Below are 25,448 nucleotides of genomic sequence, written 5' to 3' on the forward strand. Positions count from 1 at the left end.
GTGCATACGCAGACTCCGACGTTTGCGGGTACCGGTGATGAGGGTGACACGGTCGAGCTTCGTGATGCGTCTGGTGCGGTGATCTGCTCGATTGAGATTCCGGCTGGTGGGGTGTGGAGTTGCACGCCCACGAATCCGCTTCCTGAGGGTGAGAACACGATCACTCCGGTGACGGTTGATGAGGCTGGGAACGAGACGGAGGGTACTCCGGTCACGATTGATGTTGATGTGACGCCTCCGGCGGCTCCGGTTGTGACGTCTCCTGCGGATGGTGATGCGGTGAATACGCAGACTCCGACGTTTGAAGGCACCGCGGAGCCAGGCTCCACCGTTGAGATCCGTGATGACACGGGTACCGTGGTGTGCTCGGTGACCGTCCCCACGAGTGGCGACTGGTCGTGCATCCTGCCGGCCGATCTACCTGAAGGAACACACACGTTCACTCCGGTCACGATCGACCCCGCGGGGAACGAAACTGAGGGCAGCCCGATCACGATCATCATCGATGTAACGCCCCCGGCTGAGCCCGGCGACGTTACCTGTACGGTCGCAGCCGACGGCACTGTCACCTGTGCGGGCACAGGCACCCCCGGAGACACCGTGGTTGTGCGTGACAAGAATGGCGACACGGTGTGCGAGGTTGAGGTGCCGGTATCGGGTCAGTGGGAGTGCGTCACCGACGCACCGATCGCTCCCGAAGATTTCCCGATCGCTGTCGTCATTCGTGACGGTGCAGGTAACGAATCTACGCCGATCGCAACCCCTGCGTACCCGGTGATCTCGTCGCCAGGCGCTGGTACCCCGATCAACGATCCGACCCCGACCTTTACCGGGGCGGCGGGGCCGGGCGACACGGTCGAGCTGCGACTGCCCGACGGCACCGTGCTCTGCACGACCTCGGCTGACGCCTTGGGTGCGTGGTCCTGCACGCCTACGACCGCGCTCCCTGAAGGCAGCACTGAAGTCGTTCCAGTAGCGATTGATGCGAGCGGCAGCGAACTGGCTGGTGCTCCCTACGAGATCGTGATCGACACCACACCCCCCGCGCCGCTGGACCCCAGCGATGTCATCTGTGTGGAAAACGCTGACGGCACTGTCACCTGCACAGGCACCGGCACCCCAGGAGATACTGTCGTCATCAGTGACGGTGACGGGAACCCGGTCTGCAGTGTCACGATCGGAGACACGGGGGCATGGGAATGCACCTCAACGGGGCCCGTTACCGGGCCGCTCACGATCATCGTGCGCGATCCTGCGGGCAATGAATCGACCCCGATCACTGTCGAGATCGATCCGTTCGATAGCGGCGCCACTGGCAACGCGAATGCCGGAGCGAATGCAAACGGGTCAAGCAACGGCGGCACCGCGAACGGAACGAGCACGGCCAACGGCAACGGTGGCGGCAAGCTCGTGAACACCGGTGGAAGCGACCTGACCGCGATGACGCTCACGGCGCTCGCGCTACTGGTCGCCGGTGGTGCACTCACCATCGCGATGAACCGACGCAGACAGCGGTAAGCGCACACACAAAGGGTGTGGGGCCACGGGAAAACTCCGTGGCCCCACACCCTTTGTGAATGCCGCAGTGCACGCATCGCCGCATGATCAGCGAACGGCATGACGGTCGCTGCACGCGGTTCATAAACGATCGTTTGTGGGAAGTCGAATCGGACTCGGGGTCGAGAAAGTGAGCTCGCGGAATTCCGCGGAATGAATCTTCCCAAAATCCCTCCCGAAACCATTTGGCCCGAAGCTCCCTTGAAGTGATTTTGGGGAAATCTGGTGGAATTGGGGTACCCGTTCACCCGCGAGAGGATCTGCTTATGGCATCTCGAGTCTCAGCTGCAGCCGCAGAAGCCCAGCGTCGACGTCGTGTCGATGAAGCGATCCACAGCGGAGAGATGGAAGGGCTGACGGTCGACGCTGACACTCAGCGCGATGCGGGGGAGTACATCGACGGGAAGATCGACTCGGGTGAGTTGGTCGCCCGGGCTCGAGCTCGCTATGGCCTCGCTTGACTTCGTAGACCCGTATCTCTGGATCTCGCCACGGGGTTTCTGAGGCACCCCACGCCCGCAGACACCGGGTCGGAACTCGCTTATCGAACGAGCAGCAGATTCCGCCGCAGGGGAGCTGTTGTCGGAGGGATCACTGCGCGGCCTCGAGGACGAGGCAGGTGTGACCCGGATCGCAGCAGAGCGTTGAGGCTCTGCCCCGCGCGAGAGCATGTTCCGTGGCATCGAGTCGCCGTTCGACACCACCACACCAATGGGGCGTGCCGCGGTGATGACACAGGAACGTATCGACGCGGCGATCGCCATGGGCGAGAACAAGAAGAGGATCGTACACATTGCGGGAGCGCTTGGCGTCGGGAAATCATCGGTTGCTAGGGCGTTGGCAAAGTCGGACGCGGAGAACGCTGCAACTGAGAGTGAGGTCGTTGCGCGCACTCGAGTGCGCTATCGGACGACTCGGCAAAGCGCAGTCGGGGCCGGCCCGTCATGAGGGTCGACAGAACAGCGTATGGGGCCTAGGCCTGCGTCGTGATCGTCGCTCATTCGTTCAGCAAGGAGCGCGCTCCGAATCCATGCTCATGGATTATTGGCGACGGGTCTGATCCTTTTCACCCCGACACCGACAATCCAGCCTGCTTAGAGGTCGAAGCGGGAGAGCCGTTCTTCGTGACCTGCTTCATCAACGACGAGAAGCTTGCCGTCATCCAACAGCCGGAATTCGGCTACATCCGCAGTTTCGACCGTCCACTCCGAAGGGCAGCCGCCGATGCCAGGGATTGATTCCACTGTGGGAACTATTTTCCCGCCGTGTTCGGCCCATGTGCCGCTTCCCGGGCACAGGCCCGCGAAGCTGAAGGAGCCGTTGTGTACGAATAATCTGACGACGTCTACCGAGTCCGATTCCCACGAGCCGACGATCGTATCCGCGCTCGCTGCCGCAGATTGAGCAGAGCCTGCCGAGGAGACACTGTTCTCGGCTACACATGACGTGAGAAGCAGAGATGCTGCGAGGCACAGCATTGCCGGACCGTGGAATCTACGAATCATGTGAGTCACACATTTGCTACTGGAGGTTGATTGCTGCCTATGCTCCCGCACCGAAGGGGTCGACATCGCATCATGCGGATGCTCCCGAGTCCGACTTCCAAGACGGCGGCGCCCAATCGGTGCCAGAACCGGGGAGAAGATGCATGTCTTCGCAAGCGAGCTCCGCAGCGATTGCGTCACCGTCAACGATCGCCTGATGCATGTGCTCCCAACCGTGTGTGAGCATGTCCCAATTGGGCTCGCGCTGGTCGACGGTGATGCTGTACTTGAAGCTGAGCGACGTGACGGCCCAGTCGGCGACCAGTTTCAGGGTCGGGTTCTGGCACCGCTCAATCATGAGCCGGTAGTACTCGATCGTCGTGTCCATGTGCGTGCGTGCGTCGCCCGCAGCGATTGCTGCTTTCGCGCGTTCCACGATCTCGAAGATCTGAGCTCGAGTGAGGTCGTCGAGCTCCGGCACGATCGAACGCAGAACGCCGCCGAAGACGGTGCCCACGGTCTGGATTGCGTAGATCACGTCTTGCGGGGTCGGGTCGACCACGCGGGTGTGTGTCTGCGCGGCGATCTCGACAAAGCCTTCGACCTGCAGGGCAATGATCGCCTCGCGGATCGGGGTGCGGGAGATCCCGAGCCAGTTCTGCAGGCTCGAGTCATCGAGTTGCTCGCCGGGCGCGAGGGTGCCGTCGAGTATCGCGGCGCGGATCAGATCGTGCGCTTCGTCGCGGAGGAGTCGACGGGCGATCTTGGGCTTGGATGCATTGGGAATGGGCACATCCATCACTCTACGGTGCCAGCGGCGTCTGCGTCTGGAGAGCTCTGGCATCAATGTGGGCCGATACGTCCCCCTCGCAAAGGGCACGAAGCGAAAGAAAACGGGCCCCGTTTCACGAAGAAACTGAGGCCGTATCTGGTGGATCTGAGGGGAATCGAACCCCTGACCTTCTCATTGCGAACGAGACGCGCTACCAACTGCGCCACAGACCCTAACAGCGCTTCACTCTATCAGTCGTGCTGAGGCGAAGTGAAATCGCGGTGCCCTGTGCGGCCCTACACTGACTGGGTGGCTCCTGCGATCTGGCTCTCCCTGCTCACGGCATCGGTGGTCATCAGTTTGACGCCGGGAGCCGGCGCGATCAACACGATGTCGAACTCGATGACCTTCGGTTGGCGTCGATCGATCTGGGGTATCGCGGGGCAGCAGCTCGCTCTGCTGGTGCATCTCGTGATTGTCGCAGCCGGCGTCGGGGTGCTGGTGGCCGGCAGCCCCGTGCTGTTCAACGTGATTCGTTACGCGGGGGCGGCGTACCTCGTGTACCTGGGTGTCAGGCTCATCCTGACGAAGCCTAGTGAGGTCGTCGACCGCGGCGAAGACGCCGTGGATTCGAGTGGGCACTGGCCCATGCTGCGTCGCGGATTCTGGGTCAACCTGCTGAACCCCAAGGCGATCGTCTTCTTCCTCGCGTTCGTGCCGCAGTTCATCCGGTCGGATCTGCCGCTCGCGCCGCAGTACGCGGTGCTGGCAGCGACCGTGGTGTGTGTTGACATTGCCGTCATGTGGGGGTTCTTCGCAGTTGCGGCGCGCCCATTCCGACGGTACTCGGCGACGATGCGCGGTCAGCGCGTACTCAACACCGTCTTCGGTGCGCTCTTCATCGGCGTCGCTGCGCTGCTGGCTTTCATTCACTGAGCCTTGCGTGCTCGTGTCGCCGGGGCGACAGCGAGGCCGCGCGATCCGCTAAGCTTGATCGGGTTGGCCCCTATAGCTCAGCGGTAGAGCTACGGACTTTTAATCCGCAGGTCGTAGGTTCGATCCCTACTGGGGGCACGAGTACCACACACGAAACGGCCCCGCTCCCGGATGGGAGAGCGGGGCCGTTTTGTCGTGCGGCGGTTCAGTTGCCGAAGACATCCTTCGCGGTGTCTTTGGCCTTCTCGCCGGCGCTCTTGAGATCGCCCTTCGCCTGGTCGAGCTTGCCCTCGGCGACCTTCTCGTCGTCACCGGTCACGTGGCCGATGGCTTCCTTCGCGTTGCCCTTCAGCTTGTCGGCTGCGGCAGAAATCTTGTCTGATGCGCTCAACTGATCCTCCTCGGTGATTGGGGAACATTCTCGGTGCGAGAACACGTTCTACCCTGTCATCGATCGGTTCACAGCCCCAGGGGGTTGCAACCCCGGCGACCGGTCTGCAACGCGACGCTGCACCGGTGCGCGCTGTTCCTTTCAGGATACCGCTCGAGTCCGCGTGCGAGATGTGCGCACGCGCGACATCTGCGGCGTAGACTCGCGTGGTCTGTCACCCCGAACTCGAGAAGAGGCCGATGTCCCGCGATCACCAGCGCCCCGTGCTGCAGCCGAGCTTCACCTTTGACTGGATCATTGGTTCCGATGAACCCGGAGCCGCTCAGCGCCTCGCCCAGGAGACCTCCTGGGCGCTGCTCGATCGCGTGCGCCGCGTCGCCGACCCCGAGGTCGTCGAGCGCGTCGTCGGACTCGCGGCGGGCTCGGGCCTCGACGACATCGCGGAGCTGTGGGCGGGGGAGAGCGCGCACTCGCTCGCGGGCCTGCTCTGGCGCCTGTACCTGCTGCGTCGCGTGGTCGATGCAGATCCTGCCGGATCAGCCGACCTCTTTCGTCGCGGCGCCGCGGTCACCGTCACGATCGACCCCATCGTCGCAGGTGCCGTCGAGCCCGTGACGCCCGACTCGATTTCGCACCTGTGCGACACGATCTTGCGCGGAGTCTTCGCCGGCGATCTCGGGGGAGCGCTCGATCGCGCCGCGAGCTACTGCCGCATCATGTCGCTCGGCGCCGCCGATCTCGCCGACGCGCGCGACGTGCTCGACGACGCGCACGCCGAAGAACTGACGCGCCGCGCTCTGCGCTACTCGACGCTCGCCCACGACTTGCACGGCGGTGCCCGTCGCTGGCGAGACGGCACGCTCTCGTAGCGCCGCAAGCCGCAGCGCACCCCGCTCGCAGTGTTCGCCCTCCGCTGACGCCACGCCGATCCGGCCCAGAGCCCGTTTGATAAACTGATGCACGCCGGGCCGCAGTAACCCCGGGCTCCAATTTTCGCCGCTTCGAGCGGCCTTCCGCCGAGAGGCGTTTCTGCGGCTCGGTCTTTGCTGCCAGGCGCCACTTGTCACTGCGACGGCTGCCCGCCGCGAACCGGTCGCGATCTCGAAACACGCGCGTTCTAAGCTCGGTGTATGAGATCTCCGCTTCAGCACGCAGACGGCATCAACTTCTCGACGCGCAAGTGGGTGCGCCCCGAAGACATGAACGCGAACGGGTCGCTCTTCGGCGGCAGCCTGCTCAAATGGATCGACGAAGAGGCCGCGATCTACGCCATCATTCAGCTTGGCAACCCGCACGTGGTAACGAAGCTGATCTCGGAGATCAACTTTGAAGCGTCGGCACGCGAGGGCGACCTCATCGAGATGGGGCTCGTCGCCACCGAGTTCGGTCGCACGTCGCTCACGATGCGCGCGGTCGTGCGCAACATGATCACGCGCAAGACGATTCTTTCGATTGAGCGCATCGTGTTCGTGAACATCGGCCCCGACGGCAGCCCGGCGCCCCACGGCTACACCGAAATCACGTACGATCGCGACCGCATGCCGACCGCCGACGAGATGCCGAACCGCGGCGACAACTGAGCGGGGAACGCGAAAGCCCCGGTGTCGCCATCGACTGGCGTGCACCGGGGCTTTCGCGATCCCGAGCTCGGATTTACCCGAAGCGGCCCGAGACGTAATCTTCAGTGGCCTGCACCGACGGGGTCGAGAAGATCGTCGAGGTGTCGTCGAACTCGATGAGCTTGCCCGGCTTGCCGGTGCCCGCGATGTTGAAGAACGCCGTGCGATCGGAGACGCGCGAGGCCTGCTGCATGTTGTGGGTCACGATCACGATCGTGTACTCCTGCTTGAGTTGATCGATGAGATCCTCGATGGCGAGGGTCGAGATCGGGTCGAGCGCCGAGCACGGCTCGTCCATCAGCAGCACGTCGGGCGACACCGCGATCGCGCGTGCGATGCAGAGACGCTGCTGCTGCCCGCCCGAGAGGCCCGAGCCCGGCTTGTCGAGGCGATCCTTCACCTCGTTCCAGAGGTTCGCGCCGATGAGCGACTTCTCGACCAGTGCGTCAGAGTCGCTCTTCGACATGCGGCGGTCGTTGAGGCGCACGCCGGCGAGCACGTTCTCGCGAATCGACATCGTGGGGAACGGATTGGGGCGCTGGAACACCATGCCCACCTGGCGGCGCACGAGCACCGGATCGACGCCCTGCCCGTACAGATCTTCACCGTCGAGCAGCACCTCGCCCTCGACGCGCGCGCCGGGGATGACCTCGTGCATGCGGTTCAGCGTGCGCAGGAAGGTCGACTTGCCGCAGCCCGAGGGGCCGATGAAGGCGGTGACGCTGCGGGGCTCGATGTTGATCGACACCCCTTCGACCGCCAGGAACTTCGAGTAGTAGACGTTGAGGTCGTTGACCTCGATGCGCTTCGACATGGTGATTCTTTCGTTCGGGAGTCGGTGTGGGTCTGCAGGGCCGCGGGTCAGCGGCCGAACTTTGGGGCGAACCAGCGGGCGATGAGGCGGCCGAGCAGGTTGAGTGCCATGACGATGAGGATCAGCACGAGGGCGGCGGCCCAGGCACGGTCGATGAATGCTTCGGCCGGGTTGCCCTGGTTCATGAACTGCGTGTACACGTAGACGGGCAGCGACTGCATGCGGTCGGAGAAGAGGTTGTAGTTCATCGATGCCGTGAACCCGGCGGTGATGAGCAGCGGGGCCGTCTCGCCGATGACGCGTGCGATCGAGAGCATGATGCCGGTGGTGATACCCGCGATCGAGGTGGGCAGCACGACCTTCATGATGGTGCGCCACTTCGGCACGCCCAGCGCGTACGAGGCCTCGCGCAGTTCGTTGGGCACGAGGCGCAGCATCTCTTCGCTCGAACGCACGACGACCGGGATCATCAGCACGGAGAGCGCCACGGCGCCGACGATGCCCATGCGCACGCCCGGCCCGAGGAAGAGCGCGAACAGCGCGTAGGCGAAGAGACCCGCGACGATCGAGGGGATACCCGTCATCACGTCGACCAGGAAGGTGATGGTCTTCGCGACCTTGCCGCGGCCGTACTCGACCAGGTAGATCGAGGTCATGAGGCCGAGCGGCACCGAGATGATGGTGGCCGCCAGCGTGATGAGCAGCGTGCCGATCATCGCGTGGAGCGCGCCGCCGCCTTCACCGGTGACGTTGCGCATCGAGGAGTTGAAGAACTCCGAGTCGAAGCGTGCGACGCCGTTCGAGACCACCGTGAACGCCACTGAGACGAGCGGCACCATCGCGAGCAGGAAGGCTCCCGACACGATCGCGGTGATGAAGCGATCCATCGCCTGGCGCGAGCCCTCGACGGTCGCCGACATGATCGTGATGACGATCACGAAGGCGATGGCGCCGACCAGGATCGCCCCGACGGGCGAGAATTCGGCGCCGCTCGCCGCAGCGAGCAGTCCGAAGAGCGCGAGCGAGGCAGCCAGGCACGCGGCGAGCACGATCCACGGCGTGGAACGCGAGAGCCGGTTGCCGGCGAGGGAAGACCCTGCACGGACGGGGCGAACGGTGATGGCCACGGAAGTGGTCCCCTCTTGAGTCGGTTCGGTCGTCTGGAGCATCAGTTCGCCGCCGAGAACTCGGCGCGGCGGCTCACGATCCAGCGAGCCAGTGCGTTCACCAGGAAGGTGACGACGAACAGGATGAGGCCGGTAGCAATCAGCACGTTGATGTTCTCGCCGTAGGCCTCAGGGAACGAAAGCGCAATGTTCGCAGCGATCGTGGAGGGGTTCTCAGAGGTGAGCAACCGGAACGTGACGAGGCCGGTCGCCGAGAGAACCATAGCGACGGCCATCGTCTCGCCGAGCGCGCGGCCGAGGCCGAGCATGGCGGCCGAAACGATGCCCGGGCGACCGAACGGCAGCACGGCCATGCGAATCATTTCCCAGCGGGTCGCGCCGAGCGCGAGCGCGGCTTCCTCGTGCAGGCGGGGAGCCTGCAGGAAGATCTCGCGGCAGATCGCCGTCATGATCGGCAGGATCATCACCGCGAGCACGAGCGCCGCGGTCAGAATGGTGCGGCCGGTGCCGCTGACGGTGCCGCCGAAGAGCGGGATCCACCCCAGGTAGGTGTTCAGCCACTCGAAGATCGGGCGGGCAGCCGGCGCGAGCACGCCGATACCCCAGAGACCGAAGACCACGCTCGGAACCGCGGCGAGCAGATCGACGATGTACCCGAGCACCTGCGCGAGCTGGCGGGGCGCGTAATGCGAGATGAACAGTGCGATGCCGATGGCGAGCGGGAGCGCGATGAGCAGCGCCAGAGCCGCGGCCCAGACAGTGCCGAAGACGAGCGGACCGACGTAGGCCCAGAAGTTGCTGGTGAGCAGAGAAGCGCTTTCGTCGGTGGCGACGAACGCGGGGATGCTCTGCACGATGAGGAAGATGGCGACGGCGGCGAGCGTGACGAGAATCATGCTGCCCGCGAAGACCGCGGAGCGTGAGAACACGCGGTCGCCGAGGCTGAGCACCGGCTTGGCAGGGGCGGAAGTGGCGGTCACTGTGTCTCCGGGGTAGAGGGGAGAGGGAGTCGAGGGTGGTCGAGGGAGCCCGACCTGCGGAGAGCGGCGGGCACGATCTGCATCGTGCCCGCCGCTCTCACGGGAATTACTTGATCGAATCGATCGCGGTCTGCACCTTGGTGCGGAGATCGCTCGAGATCGGTGCGCTGCCCGCAGCCTCGGCGGCGGTGTTCTGGCCGTCCTCGCTCACGATGTAGCTGAAGTACGACTTCACGAGCTCAGCGTTCGCAGCATCAGCGTACTCTTCGCAACCGACGAGGTAGCTCACGAGCACGATCGGGTAGACGCCGCCCTCGGTCGAGGTGCGGTCGAGAGCGATCGCGAGGTCGTGGTCGGTGCGACCCTCCTCGAGCGGCGACGCGTCGACGACGGCAGCTGCGGCCTCGGGGGAGTACGCGACGTACTCTTCGCCGACCTTGATCTCGACGGTGCCGAGGTCGCCTGCCTGCGATGCGTCGGCGTAGCCGATGGTGCCGGTGCCGTTCTTGACTGCCGAGACGACGCCCGAGGTGCCCTGTGCACCCTCGCCGCCGAACTCGGTCGGCCAGGTCTCGACCGAGCCCACGGTCCAGTCGGTGGCAGCCGCTGCACCGAGGTAATCGGTGAAGTTGCCGGTGGTGCCCGAGTCATCGGAGCGGTGCACAGCGGTGATGTTCGCATCGGGGAGCTCAACGCCCTCGTTCTGCGCGGTGATCGCCGCGTCGTTCCACTTGGTGATCTTGCCCGAGAAGATCTGCGCGACGGTCGACGCATCGAGCTTCAGCGAATCGACACCGTCGACGTTGAAGATGATCGCGATCGGGGAGATGTAGGCGGGGAACTCGACGATGTCGCCGGTCGCGCAGCCCTCGAAGGGGCCGGCCGAGATCTCGTCGGTCTTGAACGCGCGGTCCGAGCCGGCGAACGCGCTGGCGCCCTGCTGAAAGGTCTCGCGACCTGCACCCGAACCCGAGGGCTCGTAGTTGACGGTGACGTCAGCGTTGGCGGTCTGGAAGCCGGCGACCCAGGCCTCCTGTGCCGAGCCCTGCGACGAAGCGCCGGCGCCGACGAGCTCGCCCGAGAGGCTCGAACCGGCAGAGGTCTCTTCGTTGGAGGAGCTGCCGCCCTCGTTCGCGGCGCAAGAGGTCAGCGTGAGTGCGGCGATGCCACCGATAGCGGCGACCTTGGCGAATGCGGAAAGCTTCACTTGAGGGTGATCCAATCTGGAAAACGGATGTGAGGTGATGGTCTCGAACGACCACGACACCACGCTAAGCACCCCGCATGACGCGATGTCTGCCAGTGGGTGAACAACAGGTGAACTCACGCCGTCTGAAAGCCGCCAGGTCAGATGATGCACACGCATTCGTGCGCGTTGCCGCTCAGCTTGTCTACGCTGCGACGAAGCGGTTCGCCGGTACGGGTCAGTGCTGCAGCGGGTAGGTTTCGACCCCCAGAATGCCGGCTTCGGGGTGGTGCTTCGCGAAGTGGAAGACGGAGAAACCAGCGGTGGGGAGTGCGGCCGCCGCGTTCAGGTACGCACCGCTCGGGCTGCCGGTGGCGAGTGCGAGTTCGCGCGCGAGATCGGGCAGCACCGGGCGGTGGCTGCAGATGACCGCGCTCTTGCGTCGAGAGACGATGCGCGTCAGGAGGGCGCGCAGTTCGGACAGGTCGCCCGTGTCCCAACGATCGTGGCTGAACGCGTCGGTCTCGCGCACGAGCTTGCCCCGATGATGCGCGAGGGGCGCGATCGTCGACCGGCAGCGCACGGCGGTCGACGAGTAGAAGCGCTTTGCCCCGAAGGCCTCGAGCGTCGGCACAAGCGTCTCGGCCTGGTCTTGCCCGAACGGGGTCAGCGGTCGCAGGTGGTCGGCCATGGTGCTGGATGAGCGCGGCAACGCCTTCGCGTGCCGCAGCAGCGTGATCGAGTACGTGTCGAGCAGGTCGCGGCCGGCGAGGTCGAGGAAGACGTCGAAGAGCTCGCGGTCGGCTGCATAGGTGAGCCGCTCGCGCACCGCATCGAGCGGCACCCACTCGATGGCGTCGACCTCGCTGTTCGGGCGGAACCGGCCCGCTTGCGCGAGCCGCTCTGAGACCTGTGCGGCCCAGTACTGCACCGTCTTGCGGCGCCCGCCGCTGAGGTTGTAATGGATCGTGCCGAGGTGCGCCCCGAGGTGCACTTTGAAGCCGGTCTCCTCGCGCGTTTCGCGCACGGCGGCCTGGGGCATGCTCTCGCCGGGGTCGAGCTTGCCCTTCGGAAAGGAATAGTCGTTGCGCTTTGGGCGGTGGATCACCAGCACAAGCGTGCGAGCCCCTCCTTCAGGGGTCGCTTCGCGTCGCCAGCAGATCGTGCCCGCTGCGAAGACTTCCCCCGTCACCCGCCGGGTCACCGTGCCCGGCGCGCGCGACGCGCCTCGGTGCGGTCGTCCATGACGAGGTCTTGCAGGTCGGGGAGCTTCTCGCCGGCTGCATTGACCACTGAGCGGTGCCAGTTGCCGTCGGGCAGCATGCGCCACGACGATACGTCGTCGCTGAACGCGAAATCGAAGAACCGATCGATGCGCGCGAGGTGCTCCCGCTCTTCGAGGCGCACGAGCACTTCGATGCGACGGTCGAGATTGCGATGCATGAGGTCCGCGCTGCCGATGAAGACTTCGCGTTCGCCGTCGTTCTCGAAGGAGAAGATGCGCGAGTGCTCCAAATAGCGGCCGAGCACGGAGCGCACACGGATGGTCTCGGAGAGCCCGGGGACCTCGGCGCGGATGGAGCAGATGCCGCGCATCCACACATCGATCGGCACGCCGGCCTGGCTCGCACGGTACAGCGCATCGATGATCGTCTCGTCGACCATCGAGTTGCCCTTGAGCTTGATGCCGCTCGGCCGGCCGGCACGTGCGTGCTCGGCCTCGCGCTCGATGCGCTCGAGCAGCCCGCTGCGCAGCTGCAGGGGAGCGACGAGCAGGCGGTCGTAGTCGGTTTCGATGGCGTACCCCGAGAGCACGTTGAAGAGCTTCGTCACATCGCGACCCACCTCGGGCGACGAGGTGAACAGGCCGAAGTCTTCGTAGATGCGACTCGTCTTCGGGTTGTAGTTGCCGGTGCCGATGTGACAGTAGTGGGCGAGGCGCCCGCCCTCTTCGCGAATCACATGGACGAGCTTGCAGTGGGTCTTGAGCCCGACGAGGCCGTAGACGACGTGCACACCCGCCTGCTCGAGCTTGCGGGCCCAGGTGATGTTCGCCTCTTCATCGAATCGTGCTTTGACTTCGACGAGCGCGAGCACCTGCTTGCCGGCTTCGGCTGCCTTGATGAGCGAAGCGACGATGGGGCTGTCGCCTGACGTGCGATACAGCGTCTGCTTGATGGCGAGCACATCGGGGTCGGTCGCCGCCTGCTCGACGAACGCCTGCACGCTGGTCGAGAACGACTCGTACGGGTGGTGCACGAGCACCTCGCGACGCGCGATTGCGGCAAAAGTATCGGGCTTCTCACTCGGCGAGCTCGATCGGAACTGCGGGTGCGTCACCGGGATGTGGGGCGTGAACTTGAGGTCGGGGCGCGCGACGCGGGTCAACGCGAAGAGACCGCTGAGGTCGAGCGGCGCGGGCAGGGTGTACACCTGCTGCTCGTCGATATCGAACTCGCGAACGAGCAGCTCGAGCGTTGCCTCGTCCATGTCGTCGGAGATCTCGAGGCGGATGGGCGGCCCGAATCGGCGCCGCAGCAGCTCTTTCTCAAGCGCCTGAATCAGGTTCTCAGTCTCGTCCTCTTCGATCTCGACGTCTTCGTTGCGCGTCACGCGGAAGACGTGGTGGTCGATGACCTCCATGCCGGGGAACAAACCGTCGAGCTGGTTCGCGATGAGCGCTTCAAGCGGGATGTAGCGAACGTCGTCGACGCTCTCGCGCCCGTCGACGCGCACGTACCGCGGAATCATCTGGGGCACCTTGAGGCGGGCGAACTCGACCTTGTCGGTGTTGGGGTTGCGCACGCGGATGGAGACGTTCAGTGCGCGCCCCGAAATGTAGGGGAAGGGGTGCGCCGGATCGACGGCGAGCGGCATGAGCACCGGGTAGATGCGCTGCTCGTAGTAGTCGGTGAGGATCTCGCGATCGGCGTCGTCGAGATCTTCCCACTCGACGATCTTGATGCCGGCTTCGGCGAGCGCCGGCATCACATCGCCGCGGAAGCACTCGGCGTGCCGCAACTGGAGCTCGTACGCCCGCCGGTTGATGTCGGCGAGCACCTCGGTCGGCGCGCGCCCCACATTGGTCGGTACGGCCAGGCCCGTGACAATGCGGCGCTTCAGGCCGGCCACGCGCACCATGAAGAACTCGTCGAGGTTCGCCGCAAAAATTGCGAGGAAGTTCGCACGCTCAAGCAGCGGCGTCGACGGATCTTCGGCGAGCTCGAGCACGCGCTGATTGAACGCGAGCCAGCTCAGCTCGCGGTCGATGTATCGATCGGCCGGAAGCTCGATGGTGCCGTCGGCAATCTCGCTGATGTCGTCGTTCATGCGTCCATTGTGGCACCCGGCACCGACACTGGGGGTCGCCGCCACTGGCGGCTGCGTGAATCAATGGTGAACCCCGCGCGTTCATACAGCTCGACTGCCCGGGTGTTCTCGCCATCGACATAGAGCGAGACGCGATCGGGCGAATGCTGCGCCATGCGCGCGAGGGTGGCCTCGAGCAGCAGGCGGCCGATGCCGCGGCCGGCGAATTCCGGGCGAACCCCGACGGCATAGAGCTCGGTCTCGACGGTTTCGCCGCGCACCGTCTTGATCCAGGTGGAGCCGGCGGCCTCGCCAGCCTCGAGTCCCGAATCGGCGCCTGCGTCGGAGATGAGCAGCAGCAGATCGTCGGCGTCGAACCACGGTTCCGCGCAGATCAGCGCGAAGTCGGCCTCGGTGATGCGCCCTTGCTCGGGGTGGGTCGCGAATGCCGAGGCGTTTGCGCGCACCCACACTCCGGCGTCAGCGGTCTGCGCCGGGTCGAAGGGGCGCAGGGTGAACCCCGGGGGAACATCGAGGGTGAGCGGATCTTGACCTCGGTCGGGAAGCAGCGCCGGATCGAGCGCCATGCGGTACAGCGACCGCACGGGGGTAAAGCCCGCTCCCGTCAGCAGCGATTCGGCGGCAGGGTTCACCCCGTGCGCCCAAGCGAGGAACGCAGCTTCGTCTCCGGCAGTCTCGAGCAGCACGCTGAGCGCGGCGCGACCGACCCCGCGGCCGCGGGCCTCAGGAAGCACGGCGAGATCGACCTCGCCATCGCCGACGATGCCGAAGGCCACGGGATCCGGATCGCCAGCATCGGTGAAGAGCAGGAGGGTGCGCTCGCCCTGAGTAGCTGCGAGCATCGCCTGGTCAGAAACGGGGGCCGAGCCGTCGTGCGCCTCGGCAGCGTGGGCGATCGCGCGGGCGGTCTCGAAGTCGGACGATCGTTCGGCGATGTGCGACTCGAGACGCGTCATTCGGGGCTCTCCTCCTCGGTGCGAGCCCGAGCGAAGCCGTACCCGACGCCGCGAACCGTGCTGATCAGGCCCTCGTGTTCGCCCAGCTTGGCACGGAGCCGCCGCACGTGCACGTCGACGGTGCGCGTGCCGCCGAAGTAGTCGGTGCCCCACACATCGCTGAGCAACTGCTCGCGGGTGAACACGCGACCGGGGTTGCCGGCCAAGAAGTGGAGCAGCTCGAACTCCTTGTAGGTGAGGTCGAGCGGGCGCCCGAACAGGCGCGCGGTGAAGTTGGACTCGTCAATGACGACACCGGCCGCGTGCACCGCCGAGGGCTGCTCGGCGGCTTGCGGGCGTTCGAGGAGTCGGAGGCGCAATTCGATCTCGACCGGGCTGGCGGTGGGCAGGAGCAGTTCTTGCACTCCCCAATCCGGGGTCAGTGCGGTCAGCGCGACTTCAGGGAGCACGACGACGCGCGGTGTTTCGCTGCCGTCAGTGAGGCTGAGGCACGCCGCGCGCGCACGCCGGGCATCGAGTGTGCCATCGATCAGGATCGCATCGAAGCGATCGGCCATCGTCTCGGGCACGCGCAGTGAGAGCGGAGACGTTCGCACATCGTGCGGCAGGAGATCGAGGCCCGGGAGCGAGTCCGCAGGATCACGATCCGACAGGCAGAGCAGCTGCATCGATTCGCTCCCTTCCTTGTCCGGTTGGTCTGGATTCATAGTACTCAGCGCCCTGTTTCGCGGCCGTTTCGTTCATGTTTCACGGCCTTGAATGTTGCGGAGCGGTCGAAAACCACCGGTGTGGAACAATGGTCTGATGACCGAGACGCCGCCTCCGACTTCCGAGATGCCCGACGCGCACTCGTGGCACGTTTCGCGACTGATCATCGCGTGGGCGGTCGCCGCGGTCATCGGCGTTCTCGTCTCGGTGCTCGTCGCCCCTGAGCACCGCTTCTCATGGTTGGTGCTCGCCATCGGCGTCTCGACACTGGTCACGTTCGGGCTGCAGCTCGGCACGGCGCAGCGCGAAGGCTTCATCACCCGTGTCGCATTCAGCGTCGCGGGGTCTGTGGTGGTCATTGCCGTCATCGACGTGATCGGGCTGCTGTTCTCGCGCTGATTCCTGCCGCCCCTGCCGCGCTCCCTGTTTGCTCGACGGTATAGACTGACAGCATGCTTCTCGCGCTCGAACTCTTCTTCCTCGGACTGCTCGGCCTGGCGTCGCTCGCGATCGCCTGGGTCTCGGGCACGGTCATCTACAAGCTTTTCAAGGGTCAGCGCTAAGCGCACGCCTGCTGTGACGCCCGGGCCTCTCGCATGAATCCGTTCGCCGCGCTGCCCGGCGCGATCACCGATGCAGACTCGGGCGTTGCTCGGCACTACGGTGAGCCCCTCGTCGAGCAGCGTGCGCTCGACGAGGGGAAGGCGGTCGTCGATCTCTCGCACCACGGCATCGTCTTGGTCTCGGGTCAAGATCGCCTGAGCTGGTTGCACTCGATGACGAGTCAGCAGTTGCTCAGTCTGCCGCCGGGCGAGAGCACCGAGACATTGCTGCTCGACGCCAACGGTCGCATCGAGCGTGCGGCGCGGGTCATCGACGATGGCGAGCACACCTGGTTGCTCGTCGACCAGGGCTCTGCGGCACCGCTGACCGAGTTTCTTCAGCGCATGCGATTCGCGCTCCGCGTTGCCGTCGAAGACGTCAGCGCCTCGCATGCCGCGGTGCTCGCGTTCGCGGGCGACGCCGCCGATGCGGTACGTGCGCTCGAGCCCGAGGTCGAATGGAACGACCCCTGGGCGTCGGTGAGCCGTGGAGGCGTGCAGTACGCCCGCTCCGACGCCCCGCACGCGGGCGCCGAATGGTCGGCGACCCACTTCGTCTTCCCTCGAGATCGAATCGATGCCGTGACGGCGCTGGTGCGCTCCGGCACTGTGCGCGCTGCGGGGTCACTCGCGCTCGACGCGCTCGAGGTGCGCGCCTGGCGCCCGTCGCAGGCCGGGGACGCCGATGAGCGGGCGATCCCGCACGAACTCGATTGGATGCGTACGGCGGTGCACCTCACGAAGGGCTGCTACCGCGGGCAAGAGACGGTCGCGAAAGTGCACAACCTCGGGCACCCGCCGCGTCGCCTCGCACTGCTGCATCTCGACGGGCTGGCAGGGGAACTCCCGGTCGCCGGTGCGCTGGTGTTCGCGGGTTCCGGATCCGCGAACGATTCAGCGGCCCGGCCGGTTGGCCGCGTGACCCGTGCGGCGCTGCACTACGAGTGGGGCGGCATCGCGCTCGCGCTGCTGAAGCGTTCGGTTCCTGAAAACGCGATCCTCGAAGTGCGCAGCGGGCCGAGCGGGAACGATGCGAGCGCGGCGGCGGAAGAGCCCATCGCGGCGACGCAAGAGACGATCGTGCCGCCCGAAGCCGGGGCGACGCGAGACATTCCCCGATTGCAGCGGCTCTGACTGCACAGCCGTGATCGTGCGCCCATAGACTGGGGCGTATGACGAATACGCTGATCCTGCTGCGTCACGGGCAGAGTGACTGGAACCAGAAAAACCTCTTCACCGGATGGGTCGATGTGCGACTCACCGACCAGGGCCGCGCGGAGGCCGCACGGGCCGGCGAGCTGCTCGCCGAGGCCGGCCTGCTGCCCGACGTGCTGCACACCTCGGTGCTCAGCCGGGCGATTCAGACGGCTCATCTCGCACTCGAGACCGCTGATCGACTCTGGGTGCCGGTGCGCCGCTCGTGGCGGCTCAACGAGCGCCACTACGGGGCCTTGCAGGGTCTCGACAAGGCGGAGACGCTCGAGAAGTACGGCGAAGAGCAGTTCATGGAATGGCGACGCTCGTTCGACACCCCGCCTCCCGTGCTCGACGATTCGAGCGAGTGGTCGCAGGCGGGCGACCCCCGATACGCGCACATCGATGGTGAGCGGCCGCAGACCGAGTGCCTCGCTGACGTGATCGATCGCATGCTGCCCTACTGGGAGAGCGACATTCTCGCCGACCTCCGCGCCGGCAACACGGTGCTCGTCACCGCACACGGAAACTCGCTGCGCGCGCTCGTGAAGCACCTCGACGGCATTTCAGACGAAGACATCGCCGGCGTCAACATCCCGACGGGCATGCCGCTGGTCTACGAGATCAACGACGACGGCACGCCGACCGGCCCGGGCCGGTACCTCGACCCTGAGGCCGCCGCCGCCGGCGCCGCGGCCGTTGCCGCGCAGGGCAAGGGCCACTAGACGCAACCAGCCGAATCGGTGTCGATTTCTGCGCAAATGAACGACGATTTCGTGCAGAAATTGACACCGATTGCCGGCAGCCTCGATACCCGGCGCCGGTAACTCATGATCGTGCGTTCAGGCACGAGTAAGGGCCCCTCCAGAGGAGGGGCCCTTACTCGTGTACCGCGAAGCGATGCGACGCGTGGAACTTAATCCTCGTCGTCGTCTTCCGCGTTGTACTTGCTGGCATATTCCGCCCAAGGATCTTCCTCGCGAACGCGCGATGCCTCAGCGGCCTCGGCCGCGGAGAGTTCTCGTTGCAGCGCAGAGTAGTTCGTATCCGGGCTGAAATACTTCAGCTCCCGGGCGACCTTGGTGTGCTTTGCCTTTTGACGGCCGCGCCCCATGCGTGACCCCCTTACACATTCGGGCCCCGCGGGATATGCTCCCCGAGGCAGATACCAGTTCATAGACGTATGGTGCAGATTCTAGCATGATGAGTCTGCTCACTACGCCGTGCGCGTTAGCATGAGGTCATGCTTTCGACGCGATCACGCCCCGTACGAATCGCGCTCATCGCGCTGCTGATCGTTGCGGCGCTCGTGCTCGTCGCGGTGGCCGCAGTGGTCGCGCCGATCCTGCTGCATCGCAGTGCTGGCGGGTCAGGCCAGGCGGTGCCCGACACCATCGTGTCGGCGGTCACCGCCACCGGCGCCGACGACCGCACCCGCACGCTGACCGCGCAGAACGCCGACGGCGCGCCGGCCGCTCTTGACGCGCTCGAGCCCGGGCAGCAGTTGCAAATTGACGGCGGCGGTTTCGATGCAGGCATCGGCATATACGTTGCGATCTGCGCGATCCCGGCCACCGCTGACGAGAAGCCGGGGCCGTGCCTGGGGGGCATCCCCGAGGGGGCCCAATCGGGTGATGCCGATCTCAGCCACCTGTCGAGTGCATGGGTGACGAACGACTGGGCGTGGCGGAACTTCGCCACGCATACGTTCACCGACGACGGTGATTTCTCGGTCGAACTCACGGTGCCAGAGCCTGAGATCGACGGCCTCGACTGCCGAGTGCAGCGCTGTGCGATCGCGACCAGAGCGGATCACACCGCGTCGTCAGACCGGGTGCAAGACCTGCTGCTGCCCGTCGCCTATCGCGAGTGATCGACCGCGCCGCGCGGCGTCAGTGCGAGATCCCGGCCAATGGAGAGATCACCAGCGTGGCAATCGTGTAGATGACGAGACCCGCGAGGGAGCCCACTACGGTGCCATTGATGCGGATGAACTGCAGATCCTTACCGACCTGCAGTTCGATCTTCTCCGCGGCCTCTTGCGCATCCCAGCGCTGCACCGTTTCCGTGATCACATTCGCAAGATCATGGCGGTAGGTGCGCACGAGGTGCTCCACCACCTCCATGACCCAGACATCGATCTTGTACTGCAGGGTTGCGTCCTCTTGCAGCTTGCGCCCGAAGTCTTGCGCGGCGCTGACCATACGCACGCGCAGATCGCTCTGCGGATCCTGCAGCATCTCGACGATCGCCGCGCGCGCCGTGCGCCAGGTGCTCGCAGCGAGCGCACGAATACGGGGGCTGTCGAAGACCTCGCGCTTGAACGACTCCAACTGCTGCTGCAAGTGCTCCTGCTGCTGCAAGTCGCCGGCGAGGTCGGTGAGGAACCGGGCGATTGCGATGCGTGCGGGGTGCTCGGGGTCGCGGGCCACGTTCTGCGCGAACTTCACGGCTTCGGCATGCAGCCGATTATCGACGAAGCGATCGACGACGCTCGGCACCCATGACGGGAGGCGAGAAGAGATGACGCGGTCGAAGGCTGCCGGGTGGGCGATGAGCCATTCGGCGAGGCGATCCGCAGCGATGTCGAGCAGTGCGCCGTGATGACCGCCCGCCACGAACGTCTCGGTTGCGCGGCCCAGCAGCGGGCCCCATTCGGGTTCGACGACGTGTCGCCGCACGAGTACCTCGATCAGCTCCTGCACGTCGTCGTCGTCAAGCACGGCAAGCGTGCCGAGACCAGCGTTCGCCACCATCTCGCCGACCCGCTCTGCGCTGCGGCGATCCGACAGCCACTCGCCGGCCCGGCGTGCACCGCTGATCTCCGAGAGCTTGTTGTGCACGACCTCGTCGGCGAGGAAGTTCTCTTCGACGAACGAGCCCAGCCCCTCGCCGATGTCGTTCTTCTTCTGGGAGATGAGGTTGGTGTGTGGAATCTTGATGCCGAGGGGATGCCGGAACAACGCGGTGACCGCGAACCAGTCGGCGAGTGCGCCGACCATGCCGCCCTCGCTCGCCGCACGCACGAACCCCCAGGCCGGGAAGCGCGCTTGCAGCACGAACGAGATGACGAAGAGCACCGCCATCGCGATCAGCAGCGCCACCGCGATGGTCTGCATACGGCGGAGCTCGGCGAGGCGCTGGAAATCGGCGTCGGAGACGGCGCCGAGAGTGCGGCGCGTGCGGGGCTGCGGCATCCCAGTATTATCCTCCTTTGCACGACGGCCTTCCACGGGGGAGCTGGGAACCCCGGAATGTCGCAGCCCGCGTGGGATAATCGTGCCCATGCATCTGCTCACCGCGCTCAGCCTCAAAAACCGTGCACTGATCGCGCTTGTCACGATCGTTGCCGCCGTGTTCGGCTTGATCGGAGTCGGATCGCTCAAGCAGGAGCTGATGCCCTCGGTGCAGTTCCCGACGATCGCGGTGGTCACGAGTTACCCGGGAGCCTCACCCGAGGTCGTCAATAAAGACGTGTCGGTGCCCATCGAAACCGCGCTGCGCGGCGTGCCCCAGCTTGAGTCGTCGTCGGCTACGTCGAGCACGGGCACGTCCACCGTGCTTGCCCAGTTCACGTACGGGGTCGACCTCGCATCGACCGAGCAGAAAGTGGAGCGTGCGATCAGTCGGATCTCGCAGATGCTCCCAGACGCAGCGGACACCCAGGTGGTCTCGGGCAGCATCGACGACTTCCCGATCATTCAGATCGCCGTCACGCCTGCCGAGGGCGAAACTCCGGAATCGACAGCGGCACTCGCCGAGCGCACGGCGATTCCCGACCTCTCCGATATCGATGGGGTGCGCGACGCGCAGATCACCGGTGCACGCACGGAGCGCATCACCATCACGCCGAACTTCGAAGCGCTCGCGGCCCAGGGGCTCAGCGCGCAGACGATCACCGACACCCTGCAGCAGAGCGGCGTGCTCATCGCGGCGGGATCGGTCACCGAGGGCGATCGCACGCTCGCGGTGCAAGCGGGTACCGAGCTGCACTCCGCCGATGAGATCGCCGCGCTGCCGCTCGCGGTGAGCGCCGAACAGCTCGCTGCGCAGCAGGCCGCCGCGCAGGCGCCGGGGCTCGCGGATGACGCGGCAGCGGCGCCGGTTCCGGCCACCATCGGTGCGGTCGCGACGGTGTCGCTCGAACCCGGGCCCGAGACGAGTATTTCGCGGGTGAACGGCGCCTCGGCGCTCACGATCGCCGTGACGAAGACGTCGGCGGCGAACACCGTCGACGTCTCGCACGCGGTGCAAGCCCAGCTCTCCGATCTCGAAGATCAGTTGGGCGGCGCCCAGTTGACCGTGATCTTCGATCAGGCGCCCTACGTGGAGCAGTCGATCGAGACGCTCACGACCGAGGGTCTGCTCGGTCTCGTCTTCGCCGTGCTCGTCATTCTGGTCTTCCTGATGTCGATTCGCGCAACGCTGGTGACGGCAATCTCGATTCCGACTTCTGTGCTGCTCACGTTTGTCGGGTTGAACTTCGCCGACTACACGCTCAACTTGCTCACGCTGGGCGCGCTCACCATTTCGATCGGTCGCGTCGTCGACGACTCGATCGTGGTGATCGAGAACATCAAACGGCACCTGACGGATGGCGGAGACCGGGCCCCGGTCATCATTGCCGCAGTGCGAGAGGTCGCCGGTGCGATCACCGCGTCGACGATCACCACAGTCGCGGTCTTCCTGCCCATGGCCTTCGTTGGCGGCATGGTCGGCGAACTCTTTCGCCCCTTCGCCTTCACCGTCACCATCGCCCTCATCGCATCGCTGCTCGTCTCGCTCACGATCGTGCCGGTGCTCGCCTACTGGTTCTTGCGCACCGGGCCCGCGCGACGTCGCGACGGCTTCATCACGGCCGGCAGCGGCGAAGATGCGAAGTACCAGGCCGGCGCCGAAATCGATGCGCACCCGACGCGCCTGCAGCGCTGGTATCGCCCGATCATCGAATGGACGCTGCACAGCCCGTTGAAGACGCTCGCTATCGCGCTCGCAATCTTCATCGGCACGGTCGGCCTGGCGGCGACACCGCTGCTCAAGACGAACTTCATCGGCTCTGATGAGCAGAACTCTGTCGGGCTCGTGCAGAATCTTGCTCCGGGAACGAGCCTCGACACGCAGTTGGCGCAGGCCGAGAAAGTGGAGCAGGCACTCGACCCCATCAGCTCGATCGAGAGTGTGCAGGTGACCATCGGCAGCGCCGGTGGGGCCGCGGCGTTGTTCGGAGGCGGCGGAGACGGTGCGGTGAACTACTCCATCACCACGAACGCCGACGCGAACCAGGCGCAGGCACAAGACGACATTCGCGCCGCCGTCGACGCTCTCGACGACGCCGGAACATTCTCGATCAGCCAGTCGGGCGGAGGCGTGACCGGGTCGAGTGCGATCGAAGTCAATGTCACCGCTCCCGACCAGGATTCGCTCGCACAGGCAAGCGATGCCGTGGTTCAGGCGCTGTCAGACATTTCGGCACTGCAGCAGGTGGAGAGCGATCTCGGCGTCTCACGCCAGTACCTTGCCATCACGGTGGATCGCACGCTCGCCGCCCAGGCAGGCCTGACCGAGGCGGGAGTCGCCGGGCAAGTCGCGCAGCAGATGCAGCCCGCGCAGATCGGCCAGATCACGATCGATGCCAACACCGTCGCGGTCTACCTGGCGAACGGCGTTGCGCCGACCGATGCGGCGGGAGTCTCGGCACTGACGATTCAAACCGCCAGCGGCCCCCAGGCGCTGAGCAGTCTCGCAACCGTTCAGGTCGCCGACGGCCCGGTCACCGTGCGCACCCAGGACGGTGCCCGATCGGTGACGGTCTCCGCGCTGCCCCAGGCCGATGATCTCGGCTCCGCCGGTGCGCAGGTGAGCGCCGCGCTCGAGAGCATCGATCTGCCGCAGGGGGCGAAAGCCGAGGTCGGGGGAGTGCTCTCGCAGCAGTCCGATGCCTTCCAGCAGCTCGGCCTGGCGCTGCTCGCCGCGATTTTGATCGTGTATGTCGTCATGGTGGCGACGTTCCGCAGCCTGCTGCAGCCGCTGCTGCTGCTGATCTCGGTGCCATTCGCCGCGACCGGCACGATTCTCCTGCTGATCGCCACCGGCATCCCGCTCGGGGTGGCATCGCTCATTGGCGTGCTCATGCTCGTCGGCATCGTCGTCACGAATGCGATCGTGCTCATCGACCTCGTGAACCAATACCGCGTGCGCGGTGATGCACTGCGCGACGCTGTGCTGCACGGCTCACTGCAACGTCTGCGGCCCATCGTGATGACTGCCCTGGCGACCATTCTCGCGCTCACACCGATGGCTCTGGGAATCACCGGCAAGGGCGGGTTCATCTCGCAACCCCTCGCTGTCGTCGTGATCGGTGGTCTGCTGTCGTCGACAGTACTGACGCTCGTGGTGCTCCCCACGCTCTACTACCTCGTTGAACGGCGTCGGGAGACCGGGCCTCGGCGACGGAGCGGCAATGCTGCGCCGGATCCGCGCGACCCGACCGGTCCGCTTGCCGTCGCGACCGGAGACGCGGCGTCGGCACCGCAGCCGCGCCGTCGACGCGGTACCTTCGGGCGCACCGCTGTCAGCGCTGCGGGTGCTGGCGCGAGCGCCGGTGTTGGCGCTGGCGCTGGTGCTGGAGCGATGGGCTTGGGTATCGGCGCCGCCAGCGGATTGGGCGACGCGGGGTATCTCGCCCACGGGGTGCCCGAGGCGTCACCCGAGGGTCAGGTGTCTGCCGCTTTCGGTCAGCCGATGACGGCAGCTCCGCCGATGTCAGCGTCTCTGCCGACGCCCGGGCCTGAGTCGGAGATCGCTTCCGACTCCGTGATTGCTCCTGCCCCGACGACCGCACCCGTCACGATCGAACCGGCATCGGTGAACACCGATCCCGCCGACGATTCCGTGCGCACTGACCACGTCGGGGCCACCGCTCCCATCGCATCTTCTGCGCCATCCGGGTGGGAACTGCTCGCACCCGATCACGTCGTCGACGTGGAGCCGACACAAGGCGTCGAGCTCGATCCCGAAGTATCAGTGTCGCCGGTGCCCGCTGCGTCGTCGGAGCCGGCTGCGATGCCGGTGCCCGGTGTGCAGCCGGAGACCGCTGCGCCGTCGGAGCCGGCTGCGTCGGAAACCCCGTCGGCGCCAGTAGTCGATCCCGAACCGCACGAGTTCGGTCGTGTTCCCGAAAACGGTCACGAAGCGATGGGGCCGTCGACGCAGCAGATGTCGATGGATCTCTCTGATCTCGGGTTTACGGGCACGGATAACCCACTGAGCGATTTGGCGAGCGAGCCCGACGGTACTGACGCAGACGCCGTCGACGACGCACCGATTCGGGCCGCCGGTGCACACGGGGTACCCGACGCACCGACGCAGATCGATCCGGAACCGTGGACCGCACCAGACCCCTGGCCCGTGCCAGAGCCGGCCCCCGCCCAGAACATCGCGCCGAATCCCGCGCATGACGCCGGGGGCGAGTCGCAGCCCGAGAACGTCGAGACTTCAGCCGAGCCGGAGCCCGAGCCCGACCTGACGGAGTCGGTTGATGCGGTCGCCCCGTTGTTCGCGCACTCCGACATCGATGCTGCGACGACGCCGCTCGTGCTGCCGCAGCCCGAAGCTGCCGCTGAGACGCAGGAACCCGCTCCGCCGGTGACCGGCGAGCTCAACTGGGAGCAGCTCATGTGGCAGGCGACGCAGGAGGTCGACGAGGCGGCCGGTCATGCTGCAGATCCGGGCGCGACCGAACACACACCGACCGACGATCCCCAACCGACTGACTCCACCGAGGAACGCTGAG

23 protein-coding genes and 2 tRNA genes are annotated in these 25,448 nt (G+C 65.8%); 12 read left to right on the forward strand and 13 right to left on the reverse strand.

Annotated elements, in window-relative coordinates; genetic code table 11:
* The 3 genes from AMS67_RS17640 to AMS67_RS17405 form a co-directional block, all read left to right on the forward strand.
* On the forward strand, positions 1-1,518 hold a 1,518-nt coding region (locus AMS67_RS17640; protein WP_241488070.1), incomplete at its 5' end, for an Ig-like domain-containing protein.
* Between the two features lie 305 nt (positions 1,519-1,823).
* Positions 1,824-2,018 carry an antitoxin VbhA family protein gene (locus AMS67_RS12095; RefSeq protein WP_053387628.1) on the forward strand — a complete coding sequence of 65 codons (195 nt, stop codon included), beginning with the start codon at positions 1,824-1,826 and terminating at the stop codon, positions 2,016-2,018.
* Between the two features lie 525 nt (positions 2,019-2,543).
* Positions 2,544-2,795 (forward strand): hypothetical protein, encoded by a 252-nt coding sequence (locus AMS67_RS17405; RefSeq protein ID WP_156316649.1) that lies wholly within the window; start codon positions 2,544-2,546, stop codon positions 2,793-2,795.
* Positions 2,796-3,132: 337 nt separating this feature from the next.
* Here the strand turns inward: AMS67_RS17405 and AMS67_RS12105 are convergent, their stop codons facing one another.
* Together AMS67_RS12105 and AMS67_RS12110 are read right to left on the reverse strand one after the other, a co-directional pair.
* Complete coding sequence (locus AMS67_RS12105) at positions 3,133-3,834, reverse strand: GntR family transcriptional regulator (protein WP_082305503.1); 702 nt, start codon at positions 3,832-3,834, stop codon at positions 3,133-3,135.
* Positions 3,835-3,970: 136 nt separating this feature from the next.
* Positions 3,971-4,046, reverse strand: a tRNA-Ala gene (locus AMS67_RS12110).
* 76 nt (positions 4,047-4,122) lie between these two features.
* Here AMS67_RS12110 and AMS67_RS12115 point away from each other — a divergent pair.
* A complete protein-coding gene (locus tag AMS67_RS12115) occupies positions 4,123-4,749 on the forward strand; it encodes a LysE family transporter (RefSeq protein ID WP_053387677.1) in 627 nt (208 codons plus the stop codon).
* A gap of 66 nt (positions 4,750-4,815) precedes the next feature.
* A tRNA-Lys gene (locus tag AMS67_RS12120) sits at positions 4,816-4,887 on the forward strand.
* A gap of 67 nt (positions 4,888-4,954) precedes the next feature.
* On the opposite strand, the gene AMS67_RS12125 is transcribed toward AMS67_RS12120, so the two are convergent.
* Positions 4,955-5,140 carry a CsbD family protein gene (locus AMS67_RS12125; protein ID WP_053387631.1) on the reverse strand — a complete coding sequence of 62 codons (186 nt, stop codon included), beginning with the start codon at positions 5,138-5,140 and terminating at the stop codon, positions 4,955-4,957.
* 239 nt (positions 5,141-5,379) lie between these two features.
* On the opposite strand from AMS67_RS12125, the gene AMS67_RS12130 reads away from it, so the two are divergent.
* Together AMS67_RS12130 and AMS67_RS12135 are read left to right on the forward strand one after the other, a co-directional pair.
* Entirely contained in the window at positions 5,380-6,009 is a 630-nt protein-coding gene (locus tag AMS67_RS12130; RefSeq protein ID WP_053387632.1) for a hypothetical protein, read from the forward strand.
* Positions 6,010-6,270: 261 nt separating this feature from the next.
* A complete protein-coding gene (locus tag AMS67_RS12135; RefSeq protein WP_075201373.1) occupies positions 6,271-6,720 on the forward strand; it encodes an acyl-CoA thioesterase in 450 nt (149 codons plus the stop codon).
* Positions 6,721-6,793: 73 nt separating this feature from the next.
* Here AMS67_RS12135 and pstB read toward each other — a convergent pair whose 3' ends face one another.
* The 8 genes from pstB to AMS67_RS12175 form a co-directional block, all read right to left on the reverse strand.
* Positions 6,794-7,573, reverse strand: coding sequence for a phosphate ABC transporter ATP-binding protein PstB (pstB, locus tag AMS67_RS12140; protein ID WP_053387633.1), 780 nt, complete (start codon positions 7,571-7,573; stop codon positions 6,794-6,796).
* Between the two features lie 47 nt (positions 7,574-7,620).
* Positions 7,621-8,742 (reverse strand): phosphate ABC transporter permease PstA, encoded by a 1,122-nt coding sequence (gene pstA, locus AMS67_RS12145; RefSeq protein ID WP_053387634.1) that lies wholly within the window; start codon positions 8,740-8,742, stop codon positions 7,621-7,623.
* Positions 8,742-9,680, reverse strand: a complete 939-nt coding sequence (pstC, locus tag AMS67_RS12150) for a phosphate ABC transporter permease subunit PstC (RefSeq protein ID WP_053352251.1) — start codon at positions 9,678-9,680, stop codon at positions 8,742-8,744. The genes pstA and pstC overlap by 1 nt, the downstream gene beginning before the upstream one ends.
* A 106-nt stretch (positions 9,681-9,786) precedes the next feature.
* Entirely contained in the window at positions 9,787-10,887 is a 1,101-nt protein-coding gene (locus tag AMS67_RS12155; RefSeq protein ID WP_053387635.1) for a phosphate ABC transporter substrate-binding protein PstS, read from the reverse strand.
* Positions 10,888-11,104: 217 nt separating this feature from the next.
* On the reverse strand, positions 11,105-12,070 hold the full coding sequence (locus tag AMS67_RS12160) for an NUDIX hydrolase (protein ID WP_306455251.1): 966 nt from the start codon (positions 12,068-12,070) through the stop codon (positions 11,105-11,107).
* A complete protein-coding gene (locus tag AMS67_RS12165; protein WP_053352249.1) occupies positions 12,067-14,196 on the reverse strand; it encodes an RNA degradosome polyphosphate kinase in 2,130 nt (709 codons plus the stop codon). The genes AMS67_RS12160 and AMS67_RS12165 overlap by 4 nt, the downstream gene beginning before the upstream one ends.
* Complete coding sequence (mshD, locus tag AMS67_RS12170) at positions 14,193-15,152, reverse strand: mycothiol synthase (protein ID WP_053387636.1); 960 nt, start codon at positions 15,150-15,152, stop codon at positions 14,193-14,195. Before mshD ends, AMS67_RS12165 begins: the two co-directional genes overlap by 4 nt.
* On the reverse strand, positions 15,149-15,820 hold the full coding sequence (locus AMS67_RS12175; protein WP_053387637.1) for a winged helix-turn-helix transcriptional regulator: 672 nt from the start codon (positions 15,818-15,820) through the stop codon (positions 15,149-15,151). Before AMS67_RS12175 ends, mshD begins: the two co-directional genes overlap by 4 nt.
* Before the next feature lie 136 nt (positions 15,821-15,956).
* Here AMS67_RS12175 and AMS67_RS12180 point away from each other — a divergent pair, with 136 nt between their 5' ends.
* The 3 genes from AMS67_RS12180 to AMS67_RS12190 all read left to right on the forward strand — a co-directional run bounded on the left by AMS67_RS12180 (position 15,957) and on the right by AMS67_RS12190 (position 18,381).
* Positions 15,957-16,259 (forward strand): hypothetical protein, encoded by a 303-nt coding sequence (locus AMS67_RS12180; RefSeq protein WP_053352246.1) that lies wholly within the window; start codon positions 15,957-15,959, stop codon positions 16,257-16,259.
* Positions 16,260-16,456: 197 nt separating this feature from the next.
* Complete coding sequence (gene ygfZ, locus AMS67_RS12185; RefSeq protein WP_053387638.1) at positions 16,457-17,596, forward strand: CAF17-like 4Fe-4S cluster assembly/insertion protein YgfZ; 1,140 nt, start codon at positions 16,457-16,459, stop codon at positions 17,594-17,596.
* 38 nt (positions 17,597-17,634) lie between these two features.
* Positions 17,635-18,381, forward strand: coding sequence for a phosphoglyceromutase (locus tag AMS67_RS12190; protein WP_053387639.1), 747 nt, complete (start codon positions 17,635-17,637; stop codon positions 18,379-18,381).
* Between the two features lie 191 nt (positions 18,382-18,572).
* Here AMS67_RS12190 and AMS67_RS12195 read toward each other — a convergent pair whose 3' ends face one another.
* Complete coding sequence (locus AMS67_RS12195) at positions 18,573-18,770, reverse strand: DUF3073 domain-containing protein (RefSeq protein WP_053352243.1); 198 nt, start codon at positions 18,768-18,770, stop codon at positions 18,573-18,575.
* Between the two features lie 129 nt (positions 18,771-18,899).
* Between AMS67_RS12195 and AMS67_RS12200 the strand changes: the two genes are divergently transcribed.
* Positions 18,900-19,529, forward strand: coding sequence for a hypothetical protein (locus tag AMS67_RS12200; RefSeq protein ID WP_053387640.1), 630 nt, complete (start codon positions 18,900-18,902; stop codon positions 19,527-19,529).
* A gap of 19 nt (positions 19,530-19,548) precedes the next feature.
* Here AMS67_RS12200 and AMS67_RS12205 read toward each other — a convergent pair whose 3' ends face one another.
* The gene (locus AMS67_RS12205) at positions 19,549-20,853 is read right to left on the reverse strand and encodes a DUF445 domain-containing protein (RefSeq protein WP_053387641.1); all 1,305 of its coding nucleotides are present in this window, start codon (positions 20,851-20,853) and stop codon (positions 19,549-19,551) included.
* Between the two features lie 88 nt (positions 20,854-20,941).
* Here AMS67_RS12205 and AMS67_RS12210 point away from each other — a divergent pair, with 88 nt between their 5' ends.
* Positions 20,942-25,447: an efflux RND transporter permease subunit gene (locus AMS67_RS12210; RefSeq protein WP_053387642.1), complete on the forward strand. Its 4,506-nt coding sequence runs from the start codon at positions 20,942-20,944 to the stop codon at positions 25,445-25,447.
* Position 25,448 lies beyond the last annotated feature (1 nt).

Source organism: Leucobacter japonicus (assembly GCF_001273855.1).
In the GTDB taxonomy this organism is placed as follows: Bacteria; Actinomycetota; Actinomycetes; order Actinomycetales; family Microbacteriaceae; genus Leucobacter; species Leucobacter japonicus.